Source organism: Paraburkholderia sp. J63 (assembly GCF_905220245.1).
In the GTDB taxonomy this organism is placed as follows: Bacteria; Pseudomonadota; Gammaproteobacteria; order Burkholderiales; family Burkholderiaceae; genus Paraburkholderia.
On sequence record NZ_CAJMZF010000036.1, the window covers coordinates 52,043 to 68,106 of the forward strand.

Here is a 16,064-nt window from a genome sequence, read left to right on the forward strand (position 1 = left end):
CGCTTCCCCTATTGACTCGTCATGTTCGCACGCGCGGCAGCCCGGCGCAGGACGCTTCCGAGCACCAGAATGCCAACCGCCGCGATAGCAAGTGTTGCCGCTAATGTCAGCAGCGCAAGCGACAAGGATCCGCTGCTTTGCTTGATAAAACCAATGACGCTCGGACTGACCCAGCCACCCAACAAGCCGATGGTATTGACAAGAGCGATGCCGCCCGGCGCGGCCGCCTTCCCAAAGTATTCAGATGGAATCGTCCAGAACACGGAGTACGATGCGTAGATGCAGGCAGTGGCCAGTGAAATAGCTGCCATCGATACAAAAAAACTGCCGTTAAAATAGATAGCGCCACCGAGCAGAGCTGCTGCAACGAGCGCCGGATACGCACTATGCCGAACCCGCTCTTTGCGGGCGTCCGAGCTGCGCCCGATCAGGATCATAAAGACCACGGCCAGAAGGTACGGAATCGCCGAATATAGGCCGATCTTGAGGGTGTCGGTCTCACCGGCGGATTGGATGATGCTGGGTAACCAGAAAGTGATGGCGTAGACTCCGCAGATCAGGCCGAAATAGCATGCTGACATCGCGAAAACGCGAGGATCCGTAAAGGCGGACCGCCCGAAATGATTTTCGCTCTTTACTCTTTCGTTCACGTTGGCCCGAACCATCTTCTTTTCGCTATCGGACAGCCAGCTCGCATCGTCAGGCTTGTCGAATATAACGAACATTGCCAAGAATCCCAGCAAGATAGGAGGCGCGCCTAGAAGGATGAACATCCATTTCCATCCTGCGAGGCCCAGTGCGCCGTTCAGCGATACCATGATGTAGCTCGATAGCGGACCGCCTATGGCTCCAGCCAATGCTGCTGAAGACATGAAAATCGCCATGACTTTTCCGAGTTGCTGCGGACCGAACCAGAACGTCAAGTAAAGGACAACGCCTGGTGCTAAGCCCGCCTCGAATACCCCCAGAAGGAATCGGAGGATGTACAAGGAATAGTGACCCTCTACAAGCGCCATACACATCGACACCGTTCCCCACAACAACATGATTCTTGAAAACGTCCTGCGCGCGCCGACTTTTGCCATCAACAAGTTGCTCGGAATCTCGCAGAGAACGTAGCCGAGAAAGAACACTCCAGCCGCAACACCGTATGCAGCCTCATTGATTCGCAGACTGTCCAGCATCTGTAGCTTCGCGAAGCCGATGTTTATTCTGTCTAGATAGGCAAACACATAACAAACAAATAGAAAAGGCACCAGACGTTTGGTGATTTTTCTATAGCATGATTTATTATAAGATAAGGAACTCGAAATCTGGGCATCCATGTTTTTCTCCATTTCTACGGAACAGGAAGAGGTCAAAGTCGGCTTTTGAACTAAGCCTTGACGCCGATCTTTATCTCTCCACTGGCACCGTCCCGGCCGCGAGCCAACCTCGTTGAATTGGTAGCATCGCAGTTCGATTCGGAAGGGTTGGCGCCCGCCCAGAGGAGGCTACGAGGGTGGAATTGCGTTACATCTTTCCAATCACACCCAGCGACGTAATCTTCTGCGACTTGACCTGGTAGACCGAAACGGCTGCATACTTTTGGTCCCCCTTACTGTCAAACGCGATCCTGCCAGTCACACCGGTGTAATCGACAGCATGCAACGCTTCGGTGACCTTTGCTGGGTCGAGCGAGCCTGCCTTCTGTATTGCCTCACCAACCACCATGACGCTGTCGTAAGTGTATGGCCCGAAGTATTGCGGGGACTGGTGGAAATGAGCCTGATAGTTTTGCTCAAACTCCCTGGCGCCGGGAAGTTGGTCGAACGGCGCACCTGTCTGCGTGCAATACTCGCCTTCGGCTGCAGCGCCCGCCACGCGCACCCAATTTTCAGTACAGATTCCGTCGCCGCCGACAAAGCGAACCCGCGTCATGCCGAGCGTCTTCATCTGCTTGACGAAGGGGGATGCGATGGCGTCGGTACTGGCTAGCACAATAGCGTCCGGATGAACCGATTTTAGCGACGTGAGGATGGCCCGGAAGTCGACAGCTTTATCGTTCGTGAACTCTCGCGTCACCGCAATTCCTGCTGCGCCTGCGTCTTTGGCAACCTGGTCGCCGAGACCCTGCCCGTATGCAGTTCTATCGTCTACCAGACCAATGCGCTTCGCTTTCAACTGCCCGATAAGAAATTGGACCATTCCGCGGGCTTGCGCGTTATCGTCAGCAACTACGCGGAAAGTGCTCTTGAGGTTCTGGGCCGTGAGCATGGGGTTTGAAGCGCCACTCGAGATGAACGGAATGCCAGCCTGGCTATAGATTCGCGAGGCGGGAATGGCGACCCCCGAGTTGATATGACCGACGACAGCAACGACATGTTCATCGACGAGGCGTTGGGCGATGATGGTACCAATGCGAGGGTCTGCACCGTCGTCTGCCGCAACAAGTTCGAACCGGACCCGTTTCCCGTTCATCATGATGTTCTTGGCGTTTAGCGCCTCGATTGCCAGTTCACCGCTGTTTTGTACATCTTTGCCGAGACTGGCGAGTTGACCTGTAGTAGGCCCAGCCACCGCAATCTTGGCCACAACATCTTCCGCGCACGCATTCGTCGATGCGGTTGCAGCGAGTGCGGCTATGAGCGAACCTACAACCGGCATAGAACGTTTAGCTCGATGAAACATGTCGCTTCTCCAAAAAAATTCCGACGTTTCCAACAAATATCTATTTTTTGCCAATCGATTAGGAATACATATCACATATATCTCGAGAGCCGTCGTTTCTTTGGCCTGGCGTCCTAGTTATTTTTGTCCATCGAAACAGTCATATAACCGGCAAAAATAATTCTCATATGAGAATTAAAAGAGCTCGAGGAAATATTCAGAACCGGTCCGCGCGGAACGGCCTTAGATCAACGGTCGCGGCTTCGCCCGTAATCGCTTCGGCAATGACTCGCCCGGTGATGGGGCCCAGCGTCAGACCGTGGTGAGCATGTCCGAACGCGAACCAGAGATTCTTATGGTGCGGCGCTGGCCCAATCACTGGCATCATGTCAGGCGTGCAGGGGCGACGCCCAAGCCATGGCTCGGCGTCGAGCCGCTCCCCGAGTGGGAAGACGTCTCGCGCAATCGGTTCGACGGCCTCAAGTTGAACAGGCGTTTTGGGAGAATCGCGAAATCCGAGTTCCACCCCGGTTGTCAGTCTGATGCCCCGGAGCATCGGCGTAATCATGTAACCGACTTCGGCATCCAGGACCGGTTGGTTCAGAGTCGCGCCGGGCTGCGCAGCGTAGTGCATGTGGTAGCCGCGTTTGACTTCGAGCGGCAGCGAATACCCCAGTTTCGAGGTCAAATCTCCTGACCACGGTCCCATCGCGAGGACAACGTATTCCGCTTCAGCCATGCCCGACTGGGTATTGACGCGCCAACCCGGCTGCAACGTAAAGGCGTCACCAAGGAGGATTGTTCCGCCCAGTTGTTCGAATAGTTTCGCATACGCATCCACGAGACCGGCTGGGTCGCTCACCGAATCGGAAGCAGAGTAGCGGACCGCAGCGCGCAGGACTGAGCTAATCGATGGTTCTGCTCGACGCAAAGTATCGTCCTGCAAGATGTCGTATTCAACACCATATTCGTCTGCCCATCGCGATGCTTCGACGACCGCATTTTCGAACGCCCGATTCGTGCGAAATGCCTTTATCCAACCACCCTTTCTCAGCAGATTTTGAGCACCGGCGGCTTCAATTAACGCTCGATGCTCCGACACGCTATGCTCTATCAGTGTCGAGTAAGCCTTCGCAATCTGCGCATGCCGGTCAGCACGCGAGTGATGCCAATACTTAAACAAGAACGGCGCCAGTTTCGGTATCGCCATCGGATGATAGCGGGCGTCCGTTGCGCGGTTGCCGGCGTAGCGCGCCAGCGAAGCAAAATCGCGAGGGAACGCGTATGGATAAACACCCTCGCGCTGGATAAGACCAGCATTTCCGAGCGAAGTCTCATTGCCCGGCGCTTTGCGGTCCACCAATGCTACCTTGACGCCGCGGCGCTGGAGTTGCAGCGCCACGGAGGTGCCGACGATGCCGCCGCCAAGAACAATTGCATCAAACTTCATCGTCGTATTCCTCCCTTCATCCATCACGCAAACTGCTCGATTGGTTTGAGCCTGTGCTTTGCCGATTAGGCGAGAGCCGTCACGGCAATCTCGACGTCGAGGCCCGGCTTCATAAGGACTGAGGTCACGCATGCACGGGTAGGGGCATGCCCCTCGGCGATCCAGGCGTCCCAGACACCGTTGAAGGCATCGAAATGTTTGGGGTCGCTCAGCCAGACATTGGCCGTCAACAGCGCGGTCTTGCCCACACCGGCTGACGCCAACAATCTGTCAATGCGATTGAGAATCTCGGTGGCTTGTACCTCAATGGCCGCTCCTGCTGTTTCGGGGACTTGGCCCGATAGGTACACGATGCCGTTTGCGATCACTACCTGGCTCATACGTGCACTTGTTTCCAGCCGTTCAATCTGTCTGCTCATGCTTACACCCTCGATGGCCCGGTAGCTCACTACCGGTTGGGTTGATTTGCGGCGACATGTTCGTCCCGGCTTGAGACGCGGGCGCCAATGTCTTCCTGATGAAAACGGTCCGGACTCTTCGGACCCGGGGAAATGCGCAATAGGTAGATCGGCGCTTTCTCCATATGCTGACAAGCCGAACCGGACGAGGTCGATTCAGAAGGGGTACTGAATGGGGCCATCTGTAGCACTTACCCATTGGGTCTGCGTGAACTCATGAACGTTCGCCGGACCGCCGAATCGGCCACCATTGCCCGATGCGCCCATGCCACCAAACGGAATGTGGAATTCGTTGTTCACTGTCTGGTCATTTATATGGACCATCCCAGCGCGAATGCGCGACGACAACTCAAGTCCACGCGACATGGACCGGGTGTGAATCGCTGCGGCCAGACCGTACTCTGAAGAATTTACGAGCGCAACCGCCTCATCGTCGTCGTCAAATATTGTAATGGGCGCGACCGGTCCGAAAATCTCTTCCTTGAAAACGGACATTTCCGGGGTCACCCCGCTCAGAACCGTCGGCTCGAAGAACAGGTTGTTGAAGCGACCACCCGCCAGGACCGTTGCGCCAGCGCTTACGCTCGTCTGGACGATGTCGTTAATGCGGTCGCGCTGCTTCACGTTAATCAAGGGTCCAAGGTGAACCTGTTCCTTGTACGGATTCCCCACGACAAGGTTTCGTGCGCGCTCGGCCAGCCGCGTCGCGTATTGCTCGACAAGCGAGCGATGTACGAGGTGGCGGCCCGTCTGCATGCAAATCTGGCCCTGATGTAAGAAGGCGCCCCATGCTCCGCTTGAGGTGGCCGCTTCAACGTCCGCGTCATCCAGCACAACAAGGGCGTTATTGCCACCGAGTTCCAGCGCGACTTTCTTCAGCATCCGACCACAGATTTCGCCAATTGCACGGCCGACTCCCGTCGAGCCCGTGAACGAGATCATCCCGATCTTAGGATGTCGTACCAACGCGTCGCCAGTTTCAGGGCCGCCGGGAACGACGTGGAAGACACCAACGGGAAGACCTGCATCCTCGAATACTTTGGCGAGCAGCAGGCCTCCCGTAACAGCACTCTGAAGGTCGGGCTTGAGTACCACTGCGTTTCCCAGCGCCAGCGCGGGCGCGACCGAGCGCATCGCAAGAAGCATCGGGAAATTCCACGGAGCGATGACACCGACCGTGCCGACGGGGACATGACGGCAGATATTCATCCGGCCCGGAATCGCTGAGGGATAAAGCGCGCCGTCAGGCTGCATCGGCATCGCTGCGGCCATGAGCAATTGCTCGTAGGTCGCGTGCAGTTCCCACTCAGCTTTCGGGCGAGTCGAGCCGCACTCCCGGACGTTCCATTCGTTAATCTCCTGCGCGCGCGAGAGTAAGAGGCGAGCTGCCTCTCGCATGATGGCGGCGCGCCGGTCGAAGGGCGTGGCCTTCCAAGCCTCCTGAACTTTCGCAGCCAGCGTTGCCGCGTGGTCAATGTCCCTGGGTGAACCAAAGCCGATTGAACCAATCCTTTGGCCCGTTGCTGGTTCTGTGACAAAGGCTGTCCCGCCTTCAGCCGCCTGCCATCCATTCGAATAAATGTTCTCGTTCCAATCACGCGAACCACCGTTGCTGCTCATATGTATCTCCGTATTGCTTAAGGTTGCCTCGAACAGAACGTCTACCAGCATGGGAAATCAGCGGATGTGTTGCACATCAAACTCGCCTTCCGCGTCATCTTCCAGATAGTCATTGGCCATTCGTGGAGGGCGCTTTCGGGCTAAAGCACGCAAGTCGCGTATGTTCGCTGGCTGACTCACATCTGTTCCCATTCGCCTAAGTAGGCCGAGTCTCGACTTCGATGAGCATAGGCTTGTCGCTAGCGAGTGCCCGTCGAAGCGCGGCCGTCAGGGCATCGCTGGAAGCAACGTTCGCCGCTCCCACCCCGTAACCACGCGCGAGCGCACAGAAGTCAAGTCCCGGCACGTCAAGTCCAGGTACGTTTTCCGCCTCGAGCACTCCGGCGAACCAACGCAGTGCACCGTAAGTGCCGTTCTTCATGATGATGAAGATCGTTGGAATGTTGTATTGGGCCGCAGTCCACAGCGCCTGGATACCGTAGTTCGCGGAACCGTCGCCAATCACACTGATGACACGTCGCCTTGGCTTCGCGAGTTGGATGCCGACAGCGGCGGGAAGTGCGAAGCCAAGGCCGCCTGCAGCAGCGAAGTAGTAACTGCCTTGTTCGGTCATCCGCAGGCGCTGCCACATAACGTCCGTTGTCGACGTAGACTCGTTGACGTAAATCGCGTCGCGCGGTGCCACGTCATCGATGATGTCGAACACGCGCGCTGGAGCAAGCGGCCCTGCCTCCTCAGGCGCGGAGTCCGGGCGGCGTACTGCAGCGCAAGGCGCACGCGTCGTTTGCGGGACGGCGTCGGCAAGCGCCTTAAGCGTTGCCCGAATGTCAGCAACGATCGCGTCCCCCATAGGAGCGCGAGTGGCCTCGTTGAGGTCACAGGTAATAGAAAGCAGGCGGGTGCCTTTCGGCAAGAACTGACCCGGCTCGTACTGGTGGTATCGAAACACTGGGGCGCCCACAACCAGGACGAGGTCATGCCCTTCAAGCAGTCGGCTGATGCTGGCGATGCCCGCGGGCATAAGTCCCCGGAAGCATGGATGAGTCGTTGGGAAGGAGCAGCGCGGCGCTGACGGCGCCATCCAGACCGGCATCGCAAGTTTCTCGGCGAGAGCCACTGCGAACCCGTTGGCTTCGCTGGCATCAACGTCGGGCCCGACCACCATTGCCGGGTTCGCGGCTCCATGTAGCTGGCACGCAAGTGACTCGATCACCGAACCCGACGCTAGTCCTGCAACATCGACGCGTCGATCGGCGAGGTGCTCGACGCCCGGGGCGGCAGCCTCCTTCCAGTCGTCGTAGGGAACGGAGAGATAGACGGGGCCCTTAGCGCCGGTGCCAGCCGTATGAATCGCCCTGCTGAGGGCCAACGGCACTTCCTGCGCGCAAGACGGCTCGCAACTCCACTTCACCAGTGGTCGAGGCAGCGTTGCCGCGTCGACGTTCGCCAAAAGCGCCTCGACGCCGACCATAGCGCGTACCTGCTGCCCTGCAGTCACGACGAGCGGGGTGTGCGAGTTCCACGCGTTTGCGAGAGCGCCCATCGCGTTTCCAGTGCCTGCCGCCGAATGCAGATTGACCAGCGTCGGGCGCCCAGTCGCTTGCGCAAATCCGTCTGCTAATCCAACGACGGCGCCCTCATGCAATCCTAGGATGTACCGAAAGTCACCGGGAAAGTCCCTGAGAAATGGCAGTTCGTTGGATCCTGGGTTTCCGAAGAACGTCGTCACCCCCTGAGCGCGGAGGATTTCGTAGCATGCCTGGTGGATAGTCTTCATAGCCTCAACTCCTTTCTGTTCCGCAATGCTACAAACCGGGAACGAATAAAGCCAATCATCATTTTTTTGTTCTTATAATAGATGTCATCTATATAGGTACTTTCCATGACTGCGGACCTCAACCTCATCCGGACCTTTGTGGCTATCTACGAGACTCGAAGTGTGAGTGCCGCTGCGAAACGATTGAACATCACACAGCCCTCAGTTAGCTACTCGCTTACCAAGCTTCGGGACCTTTTAGGCGACTCTCTCTTTACCCGCACACGCGAAGGCATGGTGCCCACGTATAACGCCACTCAACTATTCAGTTCTTTCAAGATCGCGCTGGGCAGCATAGAAGCGGCAATTGCAGGTGCGCGCGGATTCGATCCGACGCATTCGAAGAGGTCCTTTCGGCTCGCTCTTTCCGATCTGGGTGAGTTGTATTTCCTACCTTTTCTCATTCGCGAACTGCAAGCTATTGCCCCTTCAGTAGGACTCGAAATCGTCCAGATTGATAGCAGCCTTGTCGGGCAATGGCTGCAAACAAGCTATGTAGACGCTGTCGTCGGCAATCTGCAGTCCGTTGGCGGGCAAGTGCGCAAGTCGACTCTTTTCAGCGAAAGTTATTCCTGTCTGCTCGGCGCGTCTCATCCCGCCATCGGCGATCAACTGACTCTGGACGACTACGTGGCGGCTAATCATGTGGTGGTTGCGCCTTTCACGGGACATCACCTCGTCGAAGACGCAATGAGCGAGATGGGCCTGAGCCGGAGAATCGTTCTTCGAGTACCGCACTTCACGAGCCTCTTTTCGGTGATCGCCTCCACAGATTTGCTTCTTACCATTCCAACTCGCATAGCGAAAGCTTTCACGAGCGACGGAAAGTTGCGGGTGCTGCCCTTACCATTCCCTATCGCCCCCTTTGAGGTCAACTTGTACTGGTATCCGCATGCCGAGGACTCGGCGGCACAGCAGTGGTTCTGCGACACACTAAAGCGGACTCTAAGTCACGTTTGATGAGTTCGATAGACCGGCGCAACGCGGTACCCCCTGTACCGGGACACTTTTCACTCCGCCGCTCAGCCGCTCAGCCGCTCAGCCGATCACGCCGATCACGCCGATCACGCCGATCACGCCGATCACGCCGATCGCCTTTCAGTGCCTGCCATAGTCCGCGTCTCGTGAATTGATGAGTTTATTTCGCTTCAGGCAAACCAACGCCCAGCATAGTCCTGGCGCGATCGGCGCGCGAGGGAGCGCCATTATGACAACTTTAAGCCTGTGTTGATTTAACAGATTCCGCAAGCGTCCGAATCCGCCCGTGAGAGCCGCCGGAAGAGGAATGCGCGTTGCCTGCAGTGCCTTTACGCAAACTGCTGCGCGCGGCATAGACGTCGCTCGCCACAACAGACATAAGATCTGATTGCGATTTTCCGGAGAGAGCCGTGCTGAGTGAGACTTCCAGGAGGCGGGATAGGATAGCCTCCTTCCCTGCATTACCATGTTATGCACACTTTAATAGGCCTCACATGACGCGAGAGCATCGCGTCGCTGTGCCTCATTGATAGTGGATGCAGCAACTCGACCCGCGTGGCTCGCGGCACCCGGCGTCAGCCGCTGAGCTCGGCAAAGGCGCTGGCATGAGTTTCAAGAGCGCGGCGCACCTCGGGCAGCGCCCAGCGAACCATCGGGCGCGCAGAGCGGGGACGCACTGCGCACGCGAGTTCGGAAAACGTCCGGCATGAGCAGCGCAAGGTGATCAAGTACAACCACCTCGTCGCGAACATGGTGATCCTGTACAACGTGCAGTGGATGTCGCGCAAACTGCTGAACCTCCTGCGCCCCGTTACGCCGCTCGATCCGACCATCGATTTCGTATTCAAATCAGCAGCTTATAGCGAGATGTGGCGGATTTTTAGCGAATCCCGGCCGGCCCTCCATAGCGCCAGCCTGAAATGCCGATCCGCACCACGCTCATGGTCGCTTTCCCGTGCCCCTTCACTCCTCGCGTTCGAGACTGATGATGACGTCCTGGTGGCCGCCGTTGCGGCCCTCGATGCTGACATAGCCTTGCACCTCGACACGATAGCCGGGCAGCGTGCGGACCCTCGGCACCGCGCCGACGAAGCGGCTGTCGAAGCCGCCGAGCCCATCGGCCGACACTGGCACGTGGTTCTCCACCGTCGCGTTCGAGCTCACGATATTGTCGTGCCGGTCCGTGATATCGCGCCGCGCTTCGAGCGTCTTGCCGTCGGCGTCGACGGTGTTCCCGCTCGCGGCCGTGCCGGCCACTTCGACGCTGCGGATCTTGCGGCGCGCGTCTGCGAGCGGGTCGGCGGACTTCTCGGCGGGTGGCTGGGTCTCGGGCAGCGGTGTCGTATCGCGGACGTCGCGCGGCGTTGCAGAACCGGCCTTCGTGGTGGAGCCAAATTCGCGGGCCTGCGTTTTGGCGTCGGGCCCCGCTGCGCCGGCAGCCGGTGTTTTCGCGGGGCTGCGCGCCGCCATGTCCTTCTGCTGCGCCTGCGTGGGCTTGCGCTCGGCATTCTGCATTTGAGCCTCCTGTGCGTGCGTTACCCCTGAAAGGGCCGCACGGCGCGTGCCACGCCCGGCACAAGTGCATCCTTTGCGGGCGTTGCATGGCGGCTTGCTGGAACGCTAAGGCAGAACGCTTTGCTCCACGGTGCAGTCCGTGAATCGGATGACGCGCGGACTGCAGCGCGCCAGGCGCTCGCGGCTGCGCTTGAGCGCCTGCCGCGCGACCGCCTCCATCTCGCGGTCGCTGAGCGCGGTGGCGATGGCGCACGCGTAGGCGTGGTGCCGTTGTGTCATCGGCACCGATAGATCGCGCGCATCCATATAACGCAGCAACGCAATGCGCGTGTGGCCGGCGGCCATGCTGTGCTCGTACAGCGACAGCGCGGCCTGCGGGTCGCGGCACTGCGCGACCCGCCTGACCAGGACTCTCGTTTCAGTGCGGTTCATCGTTGCGCGGCTCCCGACGACTCGCGCTCAGCCGATCGCGGTGCGCTTTTTCTTGTCGGGGTCGTCGAAGGGCAGGGCGGCCGTGGTCGCGCGCGCCTCGATGCTGCCCCTGACTTCCAGCGCGAGACCCTCGCGCGCCTGATCGACGCCCACGCGTGCGATGGCGAGCGAGCGCCCGGTCAGCCGCGAATACATCCCGCAGGTGATGACGCCCACCTGGCGCCCGTTCTGCCACAACGTGTCGCCCGCAGCCGTGGCGCGCGATGCGCTCACGTCGACGCCGTAGATCTTGAAGCGCTCCTTGCCCGCGAGCCTGAAATGCTCGGTGGCGCCGCAGAATTCGGTCTTGCCCGGCGAGACGGTGAAATCGAGGCCCAGCTCCCAGAGCGTGTCGCCGGCCTTCTCGTCGCTGAATGGATAGGTTTCCGAATTATCGTAGGGATAGAACAGCAGATAGCTCTCCACGCGTAGCCAGTCGAGCGCCGCGAATGCGCAGGCAATGATGCCGAAGCCCGCGCCTTTCGCGAGGATCGTGTCCCAGATAAACGGCGCGTCGAGGGCCTTGCAGAAGATCTCATAGCCGCGCTCGCCGGTATAACCGGTGCGCGAGATCGTGACCGGGCGGCCGAACAGGCGCGTCTGCACGTGATGGAAATAGGGCAGCTCGCGTATGCCGGGCACGTGCTCTGCGAGGAAGTCGACGGCGGCCGGACCTTGCAGCGAGAGATCGTGGAGGTCGTCGTCGAACAGCACGGCCACCTGGCGGCCCTGGGCGGAGCGCACGAGGCGCTCGTAGCCGGTGCCCGCGCCGTGCACGACCATGAACGCGTTCGGGCCCGTGCGGTACACGATGCAGTCGTCGATGAACTTGCCGTCTTCGTTGAGGATCGACGCGTAGGCCGACTTGCCCGGATAGAGCTTGCTGATGTCGCGCGTGGTCGCCCAGTTCAGCAGGCTCTCGGCGTGCGGGCCAACGTAGTGCACTTTCTTCAGGCCCGAGACATCCATGAGGCCGGCCTTGGTGCGGATCGCCTCATGATGATCGGCGAGATCCGCGGCATAGGTCCATGCCATGCCCATGCCGTTCCAGTCTTCCAGGTTGGAGCCCAGCGCGCGGTGACGGTCCGCGAGTGCCGAAATACGCCACGAATTTGCCATGGATGACGCTCCGTAAAGTAGCGATGAGGGATAGCCGAACTGCGCGACGCGGACCGGCCGGCGAGTTGCGATGCAGCCGAGCCGGTCTTGGCGACGCGCGCAGTGTCCTTAACCGGCATTTTTTACGAACTCGGCCAGCACCGCTATCCGGCAGAGGGGGTATGTCCAACGTGGTAGCGGCAGGGCGCCGCGCGCGCCTTGCCAGGGACTGCTGTGTAAATGCGTCAGAAGCGATGCAGGAAGCCGACGCGGACCACGGCCTGGTTCTCGCTCGACGAGAGATCGGCGGCGCCCACGATGTGTGCCCCATCGAGATCGGTGCCGGTCTTGCCGTTGGTGTGCTGATAAGCGCCTTGCGCGTAGACCGAAGTCCGCTTGCTCAGCGAGTAGTTGAGCATCAACGCGACTTGATGCCAGTTCGGACTCGTTCCCGCCGACGTGTCCTTGAGATTGCCGTGCGTGAAGGTATACGCGGCGGCGAGCGAGAGCGTGGGATTGATGAAGTACTGGCCGTTGATTTCCACGTTGTCGAACTTCCACGACGACCACGCGAGCGTGCCGATGTCGGGCGCATAGGCGTTGCCGGTCGGCTGATAGACGTCGACGTGCGAGTAGGCCAGGGCGACGTTCGAGCCGTCGCCGAAGGTCCATTTCACGCCGGCGTCGATGTTCTGCTGGCGCGCGGCCGTGAATACGCCGTCGCCACCCACCGCGCCCGTGCTGCTCAGATTGGCGTTGGACTGCCGCATGTAGGCCACGGCGGCCGAGAACGGCCCGGCGCCATAGGTGATCCCGGCGCTGTACGCGCGGTTGTCGGCGAAGTTGGTCGCGTTGCTGAAGCCATAGACGCCTTCGGCCTGCAATCCCGCGAAGGTCGGGCTCACATACTTGACCGCGTTGTTGAAGCGGAAGTCCTGGTCCGAGTTGTCGTTGTCGAACGGATGCGCCGCGAGGTCGCCGATGGTATTGCCCGCTGCCGTGAAGGGACTCCACATGTCGACGGTCGCGTCGTACTGGCGCCCGAACGTGAACGTGCCGTAGTTCGTCGAACTGAGCCCGACGAACGCCTGGCGGCTGAACAGCGTGCCGTCCATGCTCAACGCGCCATTGTTGACGTTGAAGCCGTTTTCGAGGGTGAAGATGGCGGAGAGGCCGCCGCCGAGATCTTCCGCGCCCTTGAGCCCGAAATTCGAGGCATTGGTGTCGCCGCTGACCATCGCATAGGCGCTATGGCCGCGCGCGTTCGACGTGTAGTTCAGGCCGTCGTCGATCACGCCATAGAGCGTGACGCTGCTCTGCGCATGGGCATGGCCGGCGGCAAGGAGTGCCGCGAGCGCGGCGCAGGGAAGGTGCTTTTTTTTCATGATTTTCATGAGCTAGGGAGGGCTCCAGGATTGGCGGGCGAGACAGGGGAGTTCGTGCTGGTGCTCGAGCTTTGCCGGGTCACCCGCAACCCGTGCGCCACTGCATGGATAGCTCGCCCGTGAAGCGACCGATGGAGGCGAGACATTCACCAGGAACCGATGATGCGTGACTTCCACTTGCATTCTTCCCACTCGCGCGCCGGGTCCGAATCCATGACGATGCCGCCGCCCACGCAGTACACGCCCTCGCCATCGCGATCGAGGACGAGGGTGCGTATGGCGACGTTCATCGAGAACCGGCCATCGGGCGCGAGCCATCCGACGCTTCCGCAATAGACGCCTCGCGGCGCGATTTCGAGGCGGCGGATATGGCGCATCGCAGCGATCTTCGGCGCGCCCGTGACCGAGCCGCACGGAAACAGCGCGCGCAGGATGCGTTCGAGATCGGGCTCGCCGATCTCGGCGCTGATCGTCGAGGTCAGGGTCCAGACCGTTGCGTACTGCTCCAGCGCGAACAACTTCTCCACCGCCACCGAACCGGTGCGCGCAATGCGCCCGAGATCGTTGCGCAGGAGATCGACGATCATGAGGTTCTCGGCCTGGTCCTTCGCGCTCGCCTGCAATTGCGCCGCAAAATCGCGGTCTCGCTCGGGATCGGCGTCGCGCGGCGCGGTGCCCTTCATGGGCCGTGTCGTTAGCTTGCCGTCGCCGTGCTGCAGGAACAATTCTGGGGAGAACGAAAGAATCCGGCGCTCGTTGTCCTCGATATAGGCCGCGTGCGCGGACGGATTCGCGCTGGCAAGGCGCCGGTACAGCGCACCCGCATCGCCGCGCGTAGTGACGTCTAGCGGAAACGTGTAGTTGATCTGATAAACCTCGCCCGCGGCGATCAGGCTGCGGATCTCGTTTAGCTTCTCCGTGTAGCGATGCTGGTCGATGCGCGGGCGGATCGAAACGACCTCGCCTCGTGCGTCGTTCGCTAGCGCTTCGCATGACGGTTCTTCGTCGGCGTGGTCGAAGACGAGTGCGGTCAGCGGCGCCCGGTGTGCGTCTTGTGCTTCGCCTGGTTCTTGCAGCGAGGGTTCTAGCCAGTAGCCCACTTCGTAATCGGCGATCAGGGCGATCCATTGCCCCCTTGCCCGTGCCGCTTCGATTTCGTGTATCGCGTTCGCGAACTCGCTGCGATCCCGAGCCGTGATCCGCGAGTGCGGACCGCGCATGACGAGCGCACGTCCAGCAACGAAATCGTCGAAGCGGCAAATATTCATGGAGGGGGACGGGAACGGCGAATCAATGCGGCGAGCATCGGCGACCAAAAGTGCGTCATCAATGATTCGTAGTGGGTATCTCTATGGGGGTAGGGGTTTTGTGCGTGGCGCGGCGCTGGGTAGCGTGTTTTCTACCCCTTCGGGGAGACGCGGTTGGTCTGGGCTCGTGATTATGATTTGGTGTGGATGTTGGCGCGTTTCCTTGTTTTCGTGGTGGTCTGCCAGGGTTGCCCCTGTGCGGGGCGGCACCTACTTTTCTTTGCAGCGGCAAAGAAAAGTAGGCAAAAGAAAGCCGCTCAAACCGCCAGTGTGACGAAGTCGGCAAACAGCCTTTAAGGGGGAAAGGTATAGGCGCATCCGTCACTTCGCACCACATAACAAAGTGACAAGGCACTCGCACATCCGGCGGCGCTACGCGCGCCGTGGGGCATAACCCCAAACCAGTGGGGCGCATGCGTATTCGCCCGCTTGTATACGTCTGGTTTCCCATGCAGACCCGACCGTTGCGCGCGTAGCGCGCAGCGGGATGAATGAGTCCTTTGTCACTGGGTGGAATGGTGCGAGATGGCAGACGCGCCTATACCATTCCCCTTAAACGGCTGTTTGTGGACTTCGTCACACTGGCGGTGTGAGCGGCTTTCTTTGCCTACTTTCTTTGCCGCCGCAAAGAAAGTAGGTGCCGCCCCGCACAGGGGCAACGCTAGCAGACCGACACGAAAACAAGGAAACGCAAAAAAGCGAAAAGCACCACAAATCAGGAACCGAACCATCAAAGCAAGCCCCGAGGAAAATCGTGAAACCAAAACACCCACAGGCGCAAAAACCGGCGCAGACAGTGCACCAGATACTAGGCGGCGAGCCCGCCCTTGCGCGCCTCGTGGAAAAGTTCTACGACATCATCGAAACAGATCCCGAAGGCGCGAGCATTCACGCATTGCATTTGAAGGGCTTCGGCCTGGCACATGTCCGCCAGGCCCAGTTCGAATTTCTCTCGGGCTTTTTCGGCGGCCCGCAGTACTACCTTGAGCGCATGGGGCACGCGAACTTGCGCACACTCCACGCCCACATCGAGATCGGCCAGGCGGAGATCGAAGCGTGGCTAACATGCATGCGCAAGGCCATCACGATACTCGACTACGACGCCGACGTCGCGGCCACGTTGATGCAGCATTTCACACGCTCCGCCCAGGCGCTGCGCAATACGGCCTGACGACCGGCGCACGCCGCAAGGAAGCTCATCGCCAGCGAAGCGCCTATGCACACCGCATCCCAGACCACGGCGCAGCCCCCAAGCAAACGCCATGCATCCGCAACCTCGGGCAAGCGCACACTCACCCAGGGTCTCTATCTACCCAC

13 protein-coding genes and 1 pseudogene are annotated in these 16,064 nt (G+C 59.8%); 3 read left to right on the forward strand and 11 right to left on the reverse strand.

The window, feature by feature from the left end:
• Positions 1-8: 8 nt before the first annotated feature.
• From U5775_RS29230 to mdlC, 6 genes are all read right to left on the reverse strand, one after another.
• Positions 9-1,325, reverse strand: coding sequence for an MFS transporter (locus U5775_RS29230; protein WP_322061597.1), 1,317 nt, complete (start codon positions 1,323-1,325; stop codon positions 9-11).
• A 187-nt stretch (positions 1,326-1,512) separates the two neighbouring features.
• Positions 1,513-2,670 (reverse strand): branched-chain amino acid ABC transporter substrate-binding protein, encoded by a 1,158-nt coding sequence (locus tag U5775_RS29235; RefSeq protein ID WP_322061598.1) that lies wholly within the window; start codon positions 2,668-2,670, stop codon positions 1,513-1,515.
• 196 nt (positions 2,671-2,866) lie between these two features.
• A complete protein-coding gene (locus U5775_RS29240) occupies positions 2,867-4,099 on the reverse strand; it encodes an FAD-binding oxidoreductase (protein ID WP_322061599.1) in 1,233 nt (410 codons plus the stop codon).
• 65 nt (positions 4,100-4,164) lie between these two features.
• The gene (locus U5775_RS29245; RefSeq protein ID WP_322061600.1) at positions 4,165-4,518 is read right to left on the reverse strand and encodes a RidA family protein; all 354 of its coding nucleotides are present in this window, start codon (positions 4,516-4,518) and stop codon (positions 4,165-4,167) included.
• A gap of 195 nt (positions 4,519-4,713) precedes the next feature.
• Positions 4,714-6,177, reverse strand: coding sequence for a benzaldehyde dehydrogenase (locus tag U5775_RS29250; protein WP_322061601.1), 1,464 nt, complete (start codon positions 6,175-6,177; stop codon positions 4,714-4,716).
• Positions 6,178-6,373: 196 nt separating this feature from the next.
• Positions 6,374-7,954, reverse strand: coding sequence for a benzoylformate decarboxylase (gene mdlC, locus U5775_RS29255; RefSeq protein WP_322061602.1), 1,581 nt, complete (start codon positions 7,952-7,954; stop codon positions 6,374-6,376).
• 105 nt (positions 7,955-8,059) lie between these two features.
• Between mdlC and U5775_RS29260 the strand changes: the two genes are divergently transcribed.
• A complete protein-coding gene (locus U5775_RS29260; protein WP_322061603.1) occupies positions 8,060-8,953 on the forward strand; it encodes a LysR family transcriptional regulator in 894 nt (297 codons plus the stop codon).
• Between the two features lie 708 nt (positions 8,954-9,661).
• Positions 9,662-9,829: pseudogene (locus tag U5775_RS39550) on the forward strand (Tn3 family transposase); the annotation flags it as partial.
• 105 nt (positions 9,830-9,934) lie between these two features.
• Here U5775_RS39550 and U5775_RS29265 read toward each other — a convergent pair.
• From U5775_RS29265 to U5775_RS29285, 5 genes are all read right to left on the reverse strand, one after another.
• Complete coding sequence (locus U5775_RS29265; protein WP_322061604.1) at positions 9,935-10,486, reverse strand: DUF3005 domain-containing protein; 552 nt, start codon at positions 10,484-10,486, stop codon at positions 9,935-9,937.
• Positions 10,487-10,591: 105 nt separating this feature from the next.
• Complete coding sequence (locus U5775_RS29270) at positions 10,592-10,918, reverse strand: hypothetical protein (RefSeq protein ID WP_322061605.1); 327 nt, start codon at positions 10,916-10,918, stop codon at positions 10,592-10,594.
• Positions 10,919-10,945: 27 nt separating this feature from the next.
• Positions 10,946-12,076: an aminomethyltransferase family protein gene (locus U5775_RS29275; protein WP_322061606.1), complete on the reverse strand. Its 1,131-nt coding sequence runs from the start codon at positions 12,074-12,076 to the stop codon at positions 10,946-10,948.
• 224 nt (positions 12,077-12,300) lie between these two features.
• Positions 12,301-13,440 (reverse strand): porin, encoded by a 1,140-nt coding sequence (locus U5775_RS29280; protein WP_322061607.1) that lies wholly within the window; start codon positions 13,438-13,440, stop codon positions 12,301-12,303.
• A gap of 146 nt (positions 13,441-13,586) precedes the next feature.
• Positions 13,587-14,708 (reverse strand): aminodeoxychorismate synthase component I, encoded by a 1,122-nt coding sequence (locus U5775_RS29285; RefSeq protein WP_322061608.1) that lies wholly within the window; start codon positions 14,706-14,708, stop codon positions 13,587-13,589.
• A gap of 793 nt (positions 14,709-15,501) precedes the next feature.
• On the opposite strand from U5775_RS29285, the gene U5775_RS29290 reads away from it, so the two are divergent.
• On the forward strand, positions 15,502-15,918 hold the full coding sequence (locus U5775_RS29290) for a group II truncated hemoglobin (protein ID WP_322061609.1): 417 nt from the start codon (positions 15,502-15,504) through the stop codon (positions 15,916-15,918).
• The last annotated feature ends 146 nt before the right edge of the window (positions 15,919-16,064 follow it).

Bases quoted from the DNA above. Each gene is read 5' to 3' on its own strand.
- U5775_RS29230 (WP_322061597.1), bottom strand. From the start codon at position 1,325: ATGGATGCCCAGATTTCGAGTTCCTTATCTTATAATAAATCATGCTAT.
- U5775_RS29235 (WP_322061598.1), bottom strand. From the start codon at position 2,670: ATGTTTCATCGAGCTAAACGTTCTATGCCGGTTGTAGGTTCGCTCATA.
- U5775_RS29240 (WP_322061599.1), bottom strand. From the start codon at position 4,099: ATGAAGTTTGATGCAATTGTTCTTGGCGGCGGCATCGTCGGCACCTCC.
- U5775_RS29245 (WP_322061600.1), bottom strand. From the start codon at position 4,518: ATGAGCAGACAGATTGAACGGCTGGAAACAAGTGCACGTATGAGCCAG.
- U5775_RS29250 (WP_322061601.1), bottom strand. From the start codon at position 6,177: ATGAGCAGCAACGGTGGTTCGCGTGATTGGAACGAGAACATTTATTCG.
- mdlC (WP_322061602.1), bottom strand. From the start codon at position 7,954: ATGAAGACTATCCACCAGGCATGCTACGAAATCCTCCGCGCTCAGGGG.
- U5775_RS29260 (WP_322061603.1), top strand. From the start codon at position 8,060: ATGACTGCGGACCTCAACCTCATCCGGACCTTTGTGGCTATCTACGAG.
- U5775_RS29265 (WP_322061604.1), bottom strand. From the start codon at position 10,486: ATGCAGAATGCCGAGCGCAAGCCCACGCAGGCGCAGCAGAAGGACATG.
- U5775_RS29270 (WP_322061605.1), bottom strand. From the start codon at position 10,918: ATGAACCGCACTGAAACGAGAGTCCTGGTCAGGCGGGTCGCGCAGTGC.
- U5775_RS29275 (WP_322061606.1), bottom strand. From the start codon at position 12,076: ATGGCAAATTCGTGGCGTATTTCGGCACTCGCGGACCGTCACCGCGCG.
- U5775_RS29280 (WP_322061607.1), bottom strand. From the start codon at position 13,440: ATGAAAAAAAAGCACCTTCCCTGCGCCGCGCTCGCGGCACTCCTTGCC.
- U5775_RS29285 (WP_322061608.1), bottom strand. From the start codon at position 14,708: ATGAATATTTGCCGCTTCGACGATTTCGTTGCTGGACGTGCGCTCGTC.